11 protein-coding genes are annotated in these 16,492 nt (G+C 61.6%); 2 read left to right on the plus strand and 9 right to left on the minus strand.

Annotated features, from left to right (window positions below):
* The first annotated feature begins 26 nt into the window (after positions 1-26).
* Entirely contained in the window at positions 27-1,109 is a 1,083-nt protein-coding gene (locus tag A5678_RS06210) for an acyltransferase (protein WP_156746783.1), read from the plus strand.
* Between the two features lie 177 nt (positions 1,110-1,286).
* Here A5678_RS06210 and A5678_RS06215 read toward each other — a convergent pair whose 3' ends face one another.
* The 9 genes from A5678_RS06215 to A5678_RS06255 form a co-directional block, all read right to left on the minus strand.
* Positions 1,287-2,189, minus strand: a complete 903-nt coding sequence (locus A5678_RS06215; protein WP_068039951.1) for a class I SAM-dependent methyltransferase — start codon at positions 2,187-2,189, stop codon at positions 1,287-1,289.
* A 157-nt stretch (positions 2,190-2,346) separates the two neighbouring features.
* Positions 2,347-3,615 carry a glycosyltransferase gene (locus A5678_RS06220; protein WP_068039953.1) on the minus strand — a complete coding sequence of 423 codons (1,269 nt, stop codon included), beginning with the start codon at positions 3,613-3,615 and terminating at the stop codon, positions 2,347-2,349.
* Positions 3,616-3,755: 140 nt separating this feature from the next.
* Positions 3,756-4,589, minus strand: coding sequence for a TylF/MycF/NovP-related O-methyltransferase (locus A5678_RS06225; RefSeq protein ID WP_068039956.1), 834 nt, complete (start codon positions 4,587-4,589; stop codon positions 3,756-3,758).
* Positions 4,590-4,914: 325 nt separating this feature from the next.
* Positions 4,915-6,018 (minus strand): NAD(P)-dependent oxidoreductase, encoded by a 1,104-nt coding sequence (locus A5678_RS06230; protein ID WP_068039958.1) that lies wholly within the window; start codon positions 6,016-6,018, stop codon positions 4,915-4,917.
* A gap of 157 nt (positions 6,019-6,175) precedes the next feature.
* Positions 6,176-7,399, minus strand: coding sequence for a class I SAM-dependent methyltransferase (locus A5678_RS06235; RefSeq protein WP_068039960.1), 1,224 nt, complete (start codon positions 7,397-7,399; stop codon positions 6,176-6,178).
* Positions 7,400-7,604: 205 nt separating this feature from the next.
* Entirely contained in the window at positions 7,605-8,879 is a 1,275-nt protein-coding gene (locus A5678_RS06240; protein WP_068039961.1) for a glycosyltransferase, read from the minus strand.
* A 58-nt stretch (positions 8,880-8,937) separates the two neighbouring features.
* Positions 8,938-11,853 carry an RND family transporter gene (locus tag A5678_RS06245; protein ID WP_068039962.1) on the minus strand — a complete coding sequence of 972 codons (2,916 nt, stop codon included), beginning with the start codon at positions 11,851-11,853 and terminating at the stop codon, positions 8,938-8,940.
* Positions 11,854-11,921: 68 nt separating this feature from the next.
* Positions 11,922-14,813, minus strand: a complete 2,892-nt coding sequence (locus tag A5678_RS06250; protein ID WP_068039964.1) for an RND family transporter — start codon at positions 14,811-14,813, stop codon at positions 11,922-11,924.
* Complete coding sequence (locus A5678_RS06255; RefSeq protein ID WP_068040193.1) at positions 14,810-15,229, minus strand: MmpS family protein; 420 nt, start codon at positions 15,227-15,229, stop codon at positions 14,810-14,812. Before A5678_RS06255 ends, A5678_RS06250 begins: the two co-directional genes overlap by 4 nt.
* Positions 15,230-16,227: 998 nt before the next feature.
* Between A5678_RS06255 and A5678_RS06260 the strand changes: the two genes are divergently transcribed.
* Positions 16,228-16,458 (plus strand): MbtH family protein, encoded by a 231-nt coding sequence (locus A5678_RS06260; protein ID WP_066950804.1) that lies wholly within the window; start codon positions 16,228-16,230, stop codon positions 16,456-16,458.
* Positions 16,459-16,492: the final 34 nt, after the last annotated feature.

Here is a 16,492-nt window from a genome sequence, read left to right on the forward strand (position 1 = left end):
CGGTCAACCGGGATAGGTGGAGACGCATGAAACTGAGCCAGGTGTTCGATCCGCGCATGAACGCCCTCAATGTGTGGCGACTTGTGATGGCCAGTGCCGTCGTACTACAGCACTCGTGGCCTCTGACCGGCCACACGGCTCCCGGATTGCACGGCCTCTATGACGTAGCGGTCGACGGCTTCTTCGTCCTCTCGGGCTTCCTCATCACCGCGAGTTGGCACCGCAACCCGCGCTGGCGCGAGTACTTCGTCGCGCGCGGTCTGCGTATCTTTCCCGGATTGTGGGTCTGCCTGATCGTGATCGCGTTTGTCATCGCCCCGATCGGAGTGGCCGTTCAGGGTGGGTCGCCGAAGAAACTGCTGATGTCCACTGCGCCAATCGAATACGTCCTGAACAATGCCGTACTGAACGTGTACCACGGCAGTATCGCGGGGACACCGAACGGAGTTCCGTGGCCCCACGTGTGGGACGGCACCCTCTGGACTCTCATATTCGAGCTGTTCTGCTACATCGGAGTCGCCGCTGCCGGCGTTGTCGGGCTACTGCGCCGCCGATGGGCGGTTCCTCTCGCGTTCGCACTGGCGGTGTGGTTGGCCGCGGTGGTGTCCTACCCGGGCTTTGCAGTGCAAACCATCCCGCAGATGATCGGGCGCTTCGCCGTTGTGTTCCTGGCCGGAATGCTGATCCACCAGTTCCGCGACGTCTTGCCCGCTCGATGGTCGCTCGTAATAGTTTGCATGGCTATCGCCATTGGTTCCGCCTTGCTGGTAACCAACTATCGGGTGGTCGGCGCCATTCCGTTGGCGTACGCGATCATCGTCTCGGGCGCCCTGATCCGTCACCCGCGTCTCAGGCTGCGGACGGATCTTTCGTATGGCATCTACATTTACGGGTGGCCGGTGCAGCAATTTCTTGTCATGTGCGGGCTGAGCTTTTTGAATCCGTTTGCTTTCGCAGCTGTCGCCGGCACCGCCACCGTGCCCCTGGCCGCTCTGAGCTGGTTCGGGGTCGAGAAGCGCGCGATGGCGTTGAAGTCGCGATTGGCCCGGAAGAGGCTAGGTCTGCCGGCGCCCGCCGTCACCGTCCAACAAGAGGCGACCTCGGGGTAGCGAAGTGCGCGGAATCCACGCACGCCCCCGTTTGGGGTCATTAGCCACCGCTGCGCCAATGACCCAGGGAGGTCATCGGGACGGGCCCCGATGACGACGGCAGCAACAGGGGCGTCGAACTGGGCGGGTTACCACGGGGTCAGCGTGGGCTTGACTAGGGTATGAATCACCTTGCGTCTAACCCAACACCTGCTGGCGGGTTTGCTGTGGCTGACGACCGTTGTTCGACGGATCCGAAATTGCAGCGGGGGCAGCTGGCCTGCCGACCCAGTCTGCTATCTCGTCGACGAATGCCTTCTTCTTCTGCAGAATGATCTGATACTGGGCGTGCAGAACTTTGTATTCGCCTGGGTGGTATTTCAGAAATTGGTGGATTGCCCATGCGGTATTGGCCCGCGCGCGAGGGTAAGCGGGCCACATAACGTCGTCGAATATCATCATTCCGCCCTGCTTGAGCAAACGCCAAGAATTAAGGCTGTCGACTATGGCGTCATCTGAGAAGTGAGATCCGTCCACATAGACCACGTCGAACTCTTGCCGTTCGGCGATCAATTGTGGCAACACGTTCAGCGACGATCCTTTGCGCTTCGTTACCCGCCCCGCACCCGAGGAAACATTGCTGTCAAACCGGGCTTCCAGGTCCCGCAGGTCCGGGGTGGCGTTGTAGTGCCACTCATCGCTACCCGCCCAGGTATCGACCGCAGTCAATTCCGATCGCGAGAAGTAGGTCAGGAAAAACAGACTCGAGCGTCCTTCCCATGACCCGATCTCAAGAATCCGCACCGGGTCGGTACGATCGAAGACTTTCGGAAAGGTGACGGTCCAAGGCACGATATTCATGTCGAACCAGCGCTCTTGAAATTGTCCCTGCGCTGCTTTCGCCTCAAACTCCGCGCTAACCTCAGCGAGGTGCTTTGCCGTCCGCGATGGAATCCCACGCTTAACCAGGCGATAGCGCAAAGCGTCGGTAAGGTAATGCCACACCACAGACGGACGCATGCCCCCGATCCACCAAAAAAATAGGATCGTAAGGCTCCGGGGCGTCCAAGGAACTTTGGGCTTGGTCGTCAGGCTGGTCATGTTTTCCTTGGTCTTTGTCTGAAAAGGTCGGTGCAGTCGAGTCCCGCAGCTCGAATTGGCGATTCAATCGTACCGTTTCGGCGAGAACCTTGAGCGGCGTCGTTGGATCCTAACAGGCAGCCACCTCGCAGCGCGGCGCTTTGGGTCCCTCCACCAGTCAGGCAAGACGCCTCGACCGGGCGTACGCCTCGACGGCGTCGGCGGCGCTTGCGACGCTCTCGGCCGGTGTGGTCATCCGGGTCGCGAGTTCTCGCGCCCGCGTCGTGTATTCCGGGGCCAGGATCCGGCGCAGGTCAGCAACCAACGATTTGCGCGTAGTACTCGAGAAGCGCCGGGAGCTTCCCACTTTCAACCGTTTGACGCAGGCGCCCCACAACATCTGGTTGACGTCCATCGCCAGGATCAGGGTCGGGACCCCGGCGCGCAGGCTTGCGGCCGTGGTGCCCGAGCCGCCGTGATGGACCACCGCCCGACAGGCGGGGAAGATCGCGGCGTAGTTCACGCCGCCGACCACCTTGACGTGCTCGCCGTGCCGGATGTCGCTGAAGTCACTCCAACCGGCGCAGATCAACGCACGCTCGCCCAACTCCGCGCATGCGGAACTGATCATCTCTATCGCCTCGGCCGGCGATTCCACCGGCATGCTGCCGAACCCAAAGCAGATTGGGGGAGTACCCGCGGCAATCCACGACACGACGTCGTCGTCGGCGCCGGTGGTCAACCCCATGGTCAGCGCACCGACGAACGGACGTTGGCCGTCCCATTTGGCCCACTCCGCGGCCAGCCCGGGAAAGCAAGCCTCGTCGTAGCCTTGAATTTCCAGCGCACCGCTTTGGGCGATCCGGCGCGCCGCCGGGCCTTTCGCCTTCGGTAGTCCGAGGTCGCTGCGCTGCGCTCGCTCGACCTTCCAATTCAGAAGCCAACCCAGCCAGTCGAACGCCGTCATCGCCAAACGAGCCAGCGGCGGCGGCAGAATCGGCAACAGCTCGCCGTTGGCCCGGACCGGAACGTGATGCAGCGTGGCCAACGGAATGTTCAGGTATTCCGCGACGTTGACCGCGGCCTCCTGATAGCTAAGGCCAACGAACAGCAGGTCAGCTCCGTCCGCAACCGATGCCAGCGTCTTGCTCATCTGGGTCCAGGATTCGTCGCTCAGCTCCCACATCTCGTGCCAGAGCTTTCGAAGGTTTCCGACTTTCCAGAAGGCCCCGAAAAAAGCTGTCCAGAAGTTCCGATACACGTCCAACCAGGTCCGCGTGTCCAGCCCGTAGGCGACCGCCGAAACCCCCGCCGCCTCAACGAAACTGACCGAGTCGGGCGGCACAGCCATGCGGACATCATGCCCCCTGCGCACCAGTTCACGACCGACAACCAGGGAAGGCTCGATATCGCCTCGAGTTCCGTAACTCGCCAGCACAAACCTCATCGTCTAGTCCCCAAGTCTCAATGTTCCGCCCATGTCGGCGTCACCCGCGCGTCCAGATGAAACCTGTACTCCGATGGCACTTTCAGCATGGGCATATTTCGGGCGCCCGCGTCTCGAGCGCGACGACCGCGCCTGACCCGTTACTTACGCCAGAAGACACCACATTGGTCGATCGTGACGATCTCCGAGGAGATCCCGTGCTTGGTCCGGTAGTCCGCGACGGCTTGGCGGCATCCGGCAAGGTTGTAGTCGTCAATGATGCAGAAACCGCCCGGCGACAATCGCGGGTACAGCGCGTCGAGCGCCTGAATTGTCGACTCATAGAGGTCGCCATCAAGCCGCAGGACGGCGATCTGTTCAATCGGCGCATCCTGCAGCGTGTCCTTGAACCAGCCCGGAAGAAAGCGGACCTGATCATCCAGCAGGTTGTAGCGTTCGAAATTCGCTTTGACTTCGTCCTGCGACACGGCCAGGACCGGCGCAGCGTGATGCAGCCCGAGCGCAAAGCGCGGCAGCTTGTCCGCTTCGTAGTTTGCGCTGTCCGGGGGTGGCACACCCTCGAAGGAATCGGCTAGCCACACGTGCCGCGTCTTGTCCCCGTAGGCCGCGAGGACGGCGCGCATGAGAATCGATGCCCCGCCCCGCCACACTCCACACTCGACCAGATCTCCGGGAACGTCTTCGGTCAGCACGGTCTCGACGCATTGCTGCAGACTGGTGAGTCGCCGCATTCCGATCATGGTCTCGGCATCGGCCGGCCAATCCATGCCCAAGTCGCGTGCATGCTTGTCGAACGGGCGCTTACGCACCAGCATCAGGCTGCGGTTCTTGAGAAAGGGAAGCCACGTCAACCACCCGACGCTGGCGCGCATCCGCAGTGGCCACCCCACCGGCACGAGTTGGTCCATGCCATACCTGGTGAGGTCGCGCCGGATCTGATCGAGGTAGAGAGATCGGACGTCGCTATCGGTCACGGTCAAAACCGCCCCCTGTCTCGCATGCCAGTAAGTGCCGGTGGTGAGCCTAGACGCCCGTCGACACCGTCAACGCGCGTTTTGAGTTTTCTGACCCGGGTAACCAGGGTTCGCTTGGTCACACTAGCGGGTTCTTGCCGTCGGCAGACATTTCCATCCGTAGCCGCGTTCCGTCTGCGATAGCCCCACCATGAGTCAGGCGCGTGCGTAGGTTACCTCAGGCCTCGCGTTGGCCTCGTCATGGAGTCGTCGCCCCGCGGCGAGTTTGCGGGCGGCCACACATTCGAATAGCCGTCTCCGGGGCATGCGCGGCAAATGGACGGGCTTAGTGCTGCGACGAGACGCCCGATCCGGCGCGATCGCCTGCCGCAGAAGGAACGTCGGCTTGTTCGTCGATCCAGTCGAGCAGGGAGCGGAGCCCGTCGTCAAGCGACCACTTCGGGCGCCACTGGAGCTCGCTGCTCGCCGGTTCGACGTCGCAGCTCGCGGCGCGAATATCGCCGTCGCGGAATTTGGGCACCACGACGGGTTCGGGGGCATCGAAGATCGCGGCAATCTTCCGGGCCAGTTGATGGATGGTTATGCCGTTGCCCGAACCGATGTCGAGACAACGAGATTCAGCAGGAGGTTGCTGAACGGCCGCGAACAGCGCGTCGACGACATCATCGATATAGACGAGATCGCGCACGATCCGGCCGTCTTCGTACACCTCCGACGGGAGTTTCTCGCGCGACAAACGCGCAAAGAACGGGACGACCCCCGTGTATGGGTTGGTCAGTGACTGGCCCGGTCCGTAGGCATTCTGCAGCCGGAGGACGCTGAGCTTCGTGTCATGCGCGGCGGTCCAGGCTGCCAGCAGGTGTTCTTGGGCCAGCTTGGTGGCGCCGTAAATGTTGGTTGGCCGGGGCTCGGTTTCGCCCGCGCGGTGGGGAATCGGCACCGCAGGTTCGCCCGAAGGTCCGACGGGATCCCAGATACCGGCCGACAGCTGTGCGTGGCTCCGTGGCCGCGGATAGAAAACGTGACTGCCGGACTGCCAAGCGCCTTCGCCGTAAACGGCTCTCGACGACGCCAATACGAGTTGGTCGGGCACCCACTCCGCGCGGCTCAGGGCGTCAAGAAGCTGGGTGGTGCCCACGACGTTGACCGAGCCGTGGCGGGTCGCCTCGGACAGCGACTGCGCCGTGCCCGTCTCAGCCGCCAAATGGACGACCTGGGTGGGGCGGAACAATCGCAGGACGGCATCCCAGTCGGGCGCATGGGTGACGTCGCCGGTGAATAATCGCACAGATGGCTCGAGCTTGAGGGTAGGACGATGACCGTGCACCTGGGGGAGCAAGACATCCATGACAGCGACGTCGTAGCCAGCCTCGACGAGACGGCGCGAAAGCAGGGTGCCGATGAATCCCGCCCCGCCGGTGATGAGCACAGACGCTGACAAGGGCCGACGCCTCCTGTTCGAGTGCAGTGAAAGTTAGTGAGCGGACCGCGGTGCCGAGGATGAAACCGGCTCGATCATATCGGTGAGTTCTGTAACGTCAGCCGAGTTAGCGATCCAGCCCGCGGTAGGCCCGGGCCAACCGCCATCACACCAGATGGACCTTCGGTGCGTACAAGATCCACCGACCACCGTTCTCATGGAAACGGCGTTCCTTGGCCATGATTTCCTCGGCATGGTTCCAGGCGAACAGCAACGCGTAGTCAGGGTAGGGATTGCAGAAGTATTCGGGCGGGCATACCGGGATCTTCGTACCCGGTGTGACGCGGCCCTGCTTCGCCGGGGTCGAGTCACACACCATAGAAAGCAAGTCGGGGCCAATACCGCAATAGTTCATTACGGTGGCGCTCCTCGACGTCGCCCCGTAGCCGACGACCCGTCGGCCGTCGAAGCGCAAATCCTGGAGGAGGGTGACGAGGTCTCTACGGATTTGCTCGACGGCGGAGGAGAACTCGAGGAAGGTCGCTTCCTCGGCAAGTCCCTTGGCTTCCTCGCGCGCCAAGAATTCGGCGACGGCCGCGGACGGCTTCGAGATGCCCGGGCGGGCCACGGTGTAGCGAATGGAACCCCCATGTAGTGGAAGGTGCTCGGCATCGATCAGCTCGAAGCCGAATCGAGCCGCCATCGCCTGCACTGAGCGAATCGAGAACAGGTAGACGTGCTCGTCGTATATTTGGTCGAAGTAGACGCACTCGACGATGTCGCCCAGATAGCGATCCTCGAACACGAACAACCCGTCCGGCGCCAGCAAGATGTCGACCCCGAAGAATATCTCGTCGAGGTAAGAGATGTGACTGATCGCGTTCGCCGAATAAATCAGTTGTGCCGACCCGTGCTTGTCGCGGATCTTGGTCGCCGTCGACGCGTTGAAGAAATCCTTCCATACATTGACGCCGTTGGTCTGCGCGACGTCGGCCGCCACGGCAGCCGGATCCACTCCCAGATGCCGAATCCCGGCCTGGCTAAGCGTCTTCAGCATCACGCCATCGTTGCTGCCGATTTCGACGACGAAGCCGTCGCGACCGCCCGGGCAGGTCTGGATGATCCGCCCGGCCACCTCCTCGCCGTGTTTGCGGATCAATGATGATCCGGATGCGCGGTACGGATACTCCGCATGGAACATTTGGTGCGGTGGAACCTCGTTGACCTGCTGCACCATCGTGCAGGAAGTACATAATCCAACCGCAAGCCGAAAAAACGGCACCTCGTGTGCCTTCTGGGGCAGCACAAAAGCATTCGAGACGGGCTGTGGGCCAAGGTCAAGCACTTCCCGAACAACGCCTTCGCATATGCGACAACTTTGCTCAGTCAAGCCCGACCCCTATCGCGCATGTCAGTACCAGCAGTGGCGGCGTAGTCCCGAACCGACGTCGTTAGTGCCGTCTGAGTTTGCCCAGCATGGTCGTCACTGTACCGGTCATGACACTTTATGTGCGATCTGGGTCACATGGTCCGCGGGCGCCACGGCGTCGCCATAGCGGGCACCGCCGTTGACCACCCGATGGCAGCAATCCACATCACTCAACGCGTTTCCGCGACGCCGCATGTTCCAACAAGTCGGCGGCTTTGGCGACACTCTCGGCGGGTGTGGTCATCCGCTTGGCGAGTTCGCGGGCGCGGACGGCGCATTCGGGGGAGAGGGTCCGACGCAGGTCGGCGACTAGGGAGTCTTGCGTGGTCGCGGCAAAACGGCGGGCGGTGCCGAGGTGGAGGCGTTTGACCTGATTTCCCCAATATGGCTGATCGGCCGAACTCCACAGGATCAAGGTAGGCGCTCCGGCGCGGAGGCTCGCGGCGGTGGTGCCCGAGCCGCCGTGGTGGACTACCGCACGGCAGGCGGGAAAGACCGCAGCGTAGTTCACGACTCCCACCACTTTGACGTGGTCGTACTGCGGTACGTCGGTGTAATCGTTCCCGCCGAAGCAAACCAGGGCCCGCTCACCCAATTCTGCACATGCTGCGCTGATCATCGCGACCGTTTCGGCGGGTGACTCCACCGGTATGCTGCCGAATCCGAAGCACACCGGCGGTGTCCCTTCGGCGATCCACGATGCGATTTCCTCGTCGGCTTCGGTGGTCAACTCCATCGCCAGCGCACCAACGAAGGGGCGTCGGCTACCCCATTTCGCCCATTCGGCTGCCAATCCGGGGAAGCACACCTGGTCGTACGCCTGGATCTCGAGCGATCCCCGCTCGGCGACCCGTCGCGAAGAGCGATGTTTTGCCTCCGGCAGGCCGAGCGTACGGCGCTGTGTGTTCTCGACCTTTTTCGTCGAGCGCCAAAACAGCCATTCGGTCGCCGTCATCGTGGACCGAACCACCGCCGGCGGCGCGCTCGGAACCAGCTGGCCGTTGGCCCGCATCGGGAAGTGATGCAACGTGGCCAGCGGGATGTCGTAACACTCGGCGACGTTGGCGGCGGGCTGTTCGAAATTGATGCCGGTGGACAGTAGGTCGGCCCCCTCGGCCAGCGACATCAGAGTGGTACTGACGTCGCCCCAATACCGGATGATCGGCTCCCAGACCCTCCGCACCACGCGCAGCGGTCCGTGGATCGTCCAGGCACTTCGGAAGAAGTCCCTCCACATGTTTCGCAAGAACTCTTCATCGAGAAAGTCTTCTAGTTTTGGCCCGTAGGAGACGGCCGCAAGCCCCGCCGACTCGACGAAGCCGACGAGGTCGGGCGGGACGGCCATCCGGACTTCGTGGCCTCTGCGCAGCAGTTCGCGGCCGACGGCGGCTGACGGCTCGACATCACCGCGAGTTCCGTAGCATGCCAGGGCGAATTTCATGATGAATCCTCAGCGTATCCGCCACGAGCCCTGCCACGCGCCGCCGCAGAAGGAAGCCCTATCGAACCAGCCGCGGGATCTCGGCCGTTGGGGCGTCGTCTTCTTCCATGTCGCGCGATAGCAACGCCCGCACCACGGGACGGGGCCCTTCGGAACGAAGCATGTAACTGGCCGGGCGGGGACGAACCACCTGCGGCCACCAGAACCAACGTCCGAGCAGCGCCGCGATCGACGGTGTCATGAACGACCGAACGATCAAGGTGTCGAAAATCAGGCCCAGGCCGATGGTGGTTCCGACCTGTCCGATGATGCGCAAGTCGCTGGCAGCCATCGCGGCCATGGTGAAAGCGAATACCAGGCCCGCGTTGGTCACGACTTTACCGGTACCGCCCATCGCCCGGATGATGCCGGTTTTGATGCCCGCCGCTATTTCCTCTTTCATACGGGAAACCAGCAGCAGGTTGTAGTCAGAGCCGACCGCCAGAAGGATGATCACGGCCATCGGAAGCACCATCCAGTGCAATTTGAAGCCCAAAAGGTACTGCCAGATCAGAACCGACAATCCGAACGAGGCGCCCAGCGACAGCGCCACAGTGCCAACAATGACGAGCGCCGCCACGAAGCTGCGCGTGATGACGAGCATGATGATGAAGATGAGGCAGAGCGCACCGACGCCGGCAATGAAGAGGTCGTATTCGGAACCTATCTTGAAGTCCCTGAAGGTCGACGCCGTGCCGGCGATGTAGATTTTCGAGTTTTCCAGCGGTGTCGACTTGAGTGCCTCTTCGGCGGCCGTTCTTATTTGTGAGATCCGTGATACGCCTTCGGGCGTCGCGGGGTCGCCGCGATGCGAAATGATGAATCGAGCCGCCTTCCCGTCGGGGGACAGGAAGTTGCTCATCGCGCGTTTGAAGTCGGCGTTTTCGAAAATGTCGGGGGGGAGATAGAAAGAGTCGTCGTTCTTGGAGGCATCGAACGCCTCGCCCATGGCGACCGCGTCTTTGTCGTTGCTGGTCATCTGTCCGAGGGTGCCGGCCATGGTGCTGTGCATCGTCAACAGCATCGACCGCATATCCTCTGCTATCGCGATCATCGTCGGGTATTGCTCAAGCAGCTGCGGCATGAGCGCGTCCATCTTGTCGAGGTCAGGAATGAGGTCCTGCTCCATCTTATCTGCCAGGATATCGACGCCGTCGAATGTCTCGAATATGTTCCTCAGCGACCAGCAAATCGGAATGTCGTAGCAGTGTCTTTCCCAGTAGAAATAGCTGCGCAGCGGCCGAAAGAAATCTTCGAAATCCGACAAATGTTGTCGAACTTCATCGATAACCACAGTCATTTCCTTGGTCTTCAAGATCGTGTCATGGGTGATCTCGGTCATCCGCTTTTGCAACTCGTACAAACGCTTCATCGTCGCGATCTGTGTAGCGATCAAGTCGGCTTGCTTGAGCATGTCGTCTGTTCGCGCCTGCATATACTTCATATCTTGCGACATCATCGCTTGCTGCATGCTGAGCAAGAACGGTATCGACGTATGTTGAATCGGCGTTCCCTCCGGTCGGGTTATGCCCTGAACCCGGGAAATGCCCTTCACCTGGAAGATCCCTTTGGCCAGTCTGTGCAGCACTAGAAAGTCGGCCGGATTCCGCATATCGTGATCTGATTCGATCATCAGGATTTCCGGCATCATCCGGGACTGGGTGAAGTGACGATCGGCGGCCGCATATCCCACATTGGCTGGAACGTCTTTGGGGATGTAGGCGCGGTCGTTATAGCTGGTTTTATAGCCCGGCAAGGTCACCAGACCGACGAGAGCGATGGCGATCGTCGCGGCGAGAATGGGTGCGGGCCAGCGAACGATCGCCGTGCCGACCCGGCGCCAGCGCTGAAACCCGATCGTGCGCCGGGGGTCTAATAGCCCGAAGCCGCTTCCGGCGGTAATGACCGCCGGAACCAGGGTCAAGGCGATCGCGACCGAAGCGAGCAGGCCCACCGCGCACGGCACGCCGATGGTCTGGAAGATGGGCATCCGCGTGAAACTCAGGCACAGCATTGCTCCGGCGATCGTCAAGCCGGAGCCCAGGACGACGGGAGCGACCCCGCGGTAGGTGGTGTAGTAGGCGGTTTCGCGGTCCTCACCGGCCTGACGGGCCTCTTGATATCGGCCGAAGAAGAAGATTCCGTAGTCGGTTCCGGCGGCCATCGCGAGGGCCACCAGCAGGTTGATTGCGAACGTCGAGAGTTGAACCAGACCGTGGTCGCCGAGGAACGCGATGATGCCGCGTGCCGCAAATACTTCGATGCCGACCGTGAGCAACAGCAAAATTACGGTGATGATGGACCGGTAAACGAATAGCAGGACCGTGAAGATGATCACGGCGCCTATCAACGTCATCTTCAGAATGGATGAATCGCCGGCATGCTGCATATCGGCAATGAGCGCTGCCGGACCGGTGACATAGGCGGTGAGGCCGGGGGGCGGCGGCGTCTGGGCGATGATGTGCCGAACCGCGGCAATGGAGTCCTGGCCCAGGGTGGTGCCCTGATTGCCGGCCAGGTTCAACTGGACGTAGACGGCTTTGCTGTCCGGGCTTTGCGCGCCGGCCGCCGTTAGCCGATCCGACCATAGGTCCTGCACGTGTTCGACATGCTTGGTGTCGGCCTTCAGCTTGCGAACTAGTTGGTCGTAGTAGTTGTGAGCGTCGTCGCCGAGTGGCTGTTGGCTCTCCAGCACGAGCATCGCGAAGCTGTCCGAATCGGATTCTTTGAAGTCCCTTCCCATGCGCTGCATGGCCTGCACCGCCGGCGCGTCCTGGGGAGCCATCGGTACGGAATGCTCCCGGCCAACCGTCTCCAGCCACGGAACGCCGAAACTGACCAGGAGCGTGAACGCCACCCACGCCAGGATGACGAGCATCGCGAGTTTGCGGACGGACCGCGCGAAGAAGGGCGGCCGCCGCCGTTCGACGCTCATGCGGCCCGTCCCTGTGCCACGATGCTCCCCACGCTTGTCGTCCCCATGCCGAAGTGGATGCCCCCCACTTATCGCGGCTGCTTCAGCAGCAGCGAACGCACCAGCGGCCGAGGCCCTGTTGGTCGCAGCATCGTGCTGGCGGGGCGGGGACGAACCGTCTGCGGCCACCAGAACCAGCGCCCAAGCAGCGCGGCGACCGACGGTGTCATGAATGCCCGCACGATCAGCGTGTCGAACAGCAAGCCGATGCCGATCGTGGTGCCGACCTGGCCGATGCTGCGCAGGTCGCTGACGGCCATGGACGCCATGGTGAACGCGAACACGAGGCCGGCGTTGGTCACCACCTTCCCGGTGCCGGCCATCGCACGAACGATGCCGGTGTTGATACCCGCGGCAAGTTCCTCCTTCATCCGGGAGACCAGCAGCAGGTTGTAGTCCGACCCCACCGCTAAGAGGACGATCACCGACGTCGAAAGCACCGTCCAGTGCAGCTGAATTCCGAGCATGTATTGCCAAACCAGCACCGAAAGTCCGAACGACGCGCCCAACGAAAGCAACACCGTGCCGACGATCACCAATGCGGCGATGAAACTCCGCGTCATGATCAGCATGATGATGAAGATGAGGCAGAGAGCCGACACTCCGGCGATCAATAGGTCGAATTTCGACCCGTCAACCAAGTCCTTGGTGATCGCCGCGGTACCGGTCAAATAGATCTTCGAATTCTCCAGCGGAGTGCCCTTGAGCGACTCTTCGGCCGCCGTTTTGATCGCTTCGACCCGGGAGAGCCCTTCGGGCGTCGCGGGATCGCCCCGTTGCGAAATGAGCAGCCGGACGTCCTTGCCGTCCGGGGACATGAACACCTTCTCGACTCGCTTGAAGGCCTCCGAGCCGTTGATGATCCCCGGCGGAAGGTAGAAGGAGTCGTCATTCCTGGACGCGTCGAAAGCCTGTCCCATCGCGGCCGGATCCTTGGCGTTGGAATCCATCTGGCCCATGACGCCCGACATGGTGCTGTGCATGGTCAGCATCATGGTGCGCATGCTCTGCATGGTTTCGATCATCGGCGGGATCTGCATGACCAGCTGCGGCAATATGATGTCCAGCTGATCGAGGTTTTGTACGAGCTCTTTCAGCTTGTCGTTGATCTCGTCGACGCCGTCGATGCCATCGAAGATGGATCTCAGCGAGAAACAGATGGGAATGTCGTAGCAGTGCCTTTCCCAGTAGAAGTAGCTGCGTAGTGGCCGCCAAAAGTCCTCGAAATCCGCAAGGCGGTCACGCAGTTCAGAAGTAATGTCCTGCATCTGATGCGTCACGCCGACCATGTGATGGGTGGTGGCGACGAGCTCTTTCATCAAGTCCACCATGTGCTGCATGATGGCGATCATTTTGCCCATCTCTTCGGCCTGCACGAGCATGTCGTCCATGCGGTCTTTTTGGAACGCCATGTTCTGCATCTGGCTCGCTTGCCCCATGCTCACGATCCACGGGATCGTGGTGTGCTGAAGCGGTACTCCCTCGGGCCTGGTGACGGTCTGCACCGTCGAAATTCCCGGAACCGCCAGCACGCCCTTGGCAAGCTTGTTGATCACCAGCATGTCGGTCGGGTTACGCAAGTCGTGGTCGGTCTCGACCAACAGGATCTCCGGCATCATCATTCGTGATCCGGGGAAATGCCGCTCCGCGGCCGCATACCCGACGTTGGCGGGAATGCTCGCCGGAATGAATTTCTGGTCGTCGTAGCTCGGCCGGTAATTCGGCAACGTCAAGAGCCCGATCAGCGCCACCGCAAGGGTCGCGATGAGAATGGGCGCGGGCCACCGCACAATGGCGGTGCCGATGCGGCGCCATCGATGGACCGTGATCGCCCGTTTCGGGTCGAATAGCCCGAACCGGGCGCCGGCCGCGAGAAGTGCGGGGCCCAGTGTGAGCGCCACCAGGACCGCGATGGAAATGCCCACGGCACAGGGAATGCCGAGCGGCTGGAAATACGGCAGCCGGGTGAAGCTGAGGCAGAGCACCGCACCGGCGATCGTCAAACCGGAAGCCAATACAACTTTGGCGACGCTGTTGAATGTGGTGTAGAAAGCAGCTTCTTTGCTCGCGCCGTTGTAGCGCGCCTCTTGATATCGACCAACGAAGAAGATTCCGTAGTCGGTTCCGGTCGCGATCACCGCGGCTACCAACAGGTTGACGGCGAAGGTAGTCAGACCGACGACCCCGAGATGGCCGAGCAACGCGACCATACCCCGTGCGATTTGCAATTCCAGCCCGACGATCAGCAGCAACAAGATCACGGTGACGATGGAACGGTAGACGAGGAGCAGGGTAATGAAGATGACGGCGAGGCTCACCGCCGTCACCAATAGAACGGTCTTTTGGCCGGCCGTGTTCATATCCGCGACGATCGGGGCAGGTCCGGTGACGTAGACCTTGAGCCCGGCGGGCGGGTTCGCGGTCTGCACGATCTTCCGAACCGCGGCTACCGATTCGTCGCCCGAGCTACTGCCTGCGGTCCCGTTCAGATTGATCTGTACGTATGCGGCCTTGCCGTCCTGGCTTTGCGCGGCCCCCCGAGTGAGCGGGTCGCCCCAGAAATTCTGTACGTGCTGCACATGTTTGTGGTCGTTTTCCAGGTCATGAACCAAACGGTCGTAATAGGAGTGCGCGTCGTCGCCCAGTGGCTGCTGGCTCTCCAGCAAAATCATGGCCAAAGCGCCGGTATTGGTTTCCTTGAAGTCCGTACCTAGACGCTCCATCGCCTGGAACGACGGCGCACCTATGGGACTCAGCGAAACCGCGTGCTCGGCCTCGACCTGCTCGAGCGATGGGACGCCGATGCTCATCAGGACCGCAATGCCCAGCCACCCCAAGATAATGGGCACGGAGAACCGATGGATCATCCGTGCGAAGAATGGCTGCGTGGCGCGCTCTTCAACCACTGGTTGGGTGCTCATGTGGCCGTCAGCACACAGTAGGTGAACGCGTTCAACTCGTGTGAGATCCTCTCGGCTTTGACCACACCGTCGACCAATATACGGCAGCCGAGAGTATCGCTATTCCCTTGTGCGACAACGTTTGCCACGATCGACGGCAGGGTGGTCGCGATGTCGTAAGTCCATGGCAGTGGAATGCCGTTGATGTGCTGCGGCTCGCCATTGACGTCGAAATAGCTGATGTCGGCGGTGGTTCCCGGCGGTCCGAAGATCTGGTACTGCACGTGCTTGGGGTTGAAGGGTTTGGTGTCTTGCTGCCTGGTGTCGGCATACGACGGCCGCTTCTCGGACCCGAATATGCCGTGCAACCGCGTGACGGTAATGCCACCGGCGATAACGACCGCCAGGATGACCAGCGGGATCCAAGCATGCTTCAGCGCTCTGAGAATCCCGATTCCCTGACTTCGGCGGTATTCCCGCGGCGCGCGCTGCCCCTGCGGCTCAGCGAAAGATCGGCGACCAAATGGCAAAAAACGACGTCGTCGACTCGGCGGCTGGCTAATGTCGCTGCCTCCCGTGCTGGCGATATCGGGCCGGGCCCGCAGGTCGGGTTCGGTCACCGCACCCCCTCCTACCCGTTTCCACGTCTCTTGTTAATCCGCCGGCCCGATCAAGCTGTTACATCTTTGGCCGCGCCACCAAGTGAGGGCACTCCAATGCGGTGCACGTCGCAGACTAGTCGTGCTTCGGCACCCCATACGAGCCCCGCCCCCGGGAGCGCGACCAGGTCTTGATGAGTAAACCACGCCAATGGTCTCCGTATCAGCCCCTTTGGCATTGAGATACGGGATCGTAAACATACCGCATGCGTAACGGCATTTTTTAGATCGCCCGCCCGGATGGTTCACCCCATCGGCACCGGATGCCCCACTCGGTCCGAACGGGGCCCGCCCACCCGCGGTCCGCCCTGCGGCCGAGGCTGCTGAGTGATCAGCAGCCGTAGTCAGCTAACGACGATCACCGCCGGGAGTCAATGGGTTTGACGGCGGCACTTCGACGGCGAGCCGATCGACCCCGCAACGGCCAGGTCGGCGTCCCTGCGGGACGGTACCGTCGTCGCCCGCTGGTGGTTCGCCTCGTGGTGATTTTCGCGGTGCAGTTTTGGTCGGTACCCTAGGCGGAGGCAAGCACCCAAAATTTCATCGTCCTAGCAGGCCGACCCCGCCCGACCGCAAACCGCACCGGTGAGCCATTGTGGCAGGTCACAGCAGCCAACGGCGGCAGCTGCGCAGCCCCGCACCAGCCCAATTCTTAGGCTGCGTTAAGAGCCTGACAGGTCACACCGGGAACTTTGTCCAAACCTCGGACGCATCATGGTGCCTCCAGTAGGGTTTGGAACCGTTCCACTCATGTCAACTAGGCGTCCTGGAGAATTGTGAGCATCAACCCATTCGACGACGACAACGGCAGTTTTTTCGTCTTGGTGAACGACGAAGAGCAGCACAGCCTGTGGCCGGCCTTCGCCGATGTTCCAGCTGGCTGGCGAGTGGTGTACGGCGAGGCGGACCGCGCTGCGTGCTTGGAGTACATCGAACAGAATTGGCCCGACATTCGGCCAAAGAGTCTGCGCGACAAGCTCGCAACGGGTCGGGGTTTTGACCAGTAACGAGTCGGGGTATGGGGCGGATGGAGCTTTGGGG

The organism is Mycobacterium sp. E2733, from assembly GCF_001667585.1.
In the GTDB taxonomy this organism is placed as follows: Bacteria; Actinomycetota; Actinomycetes; order Mycobacteriales; family Mycobacteriaceae; genus Mycobacterium.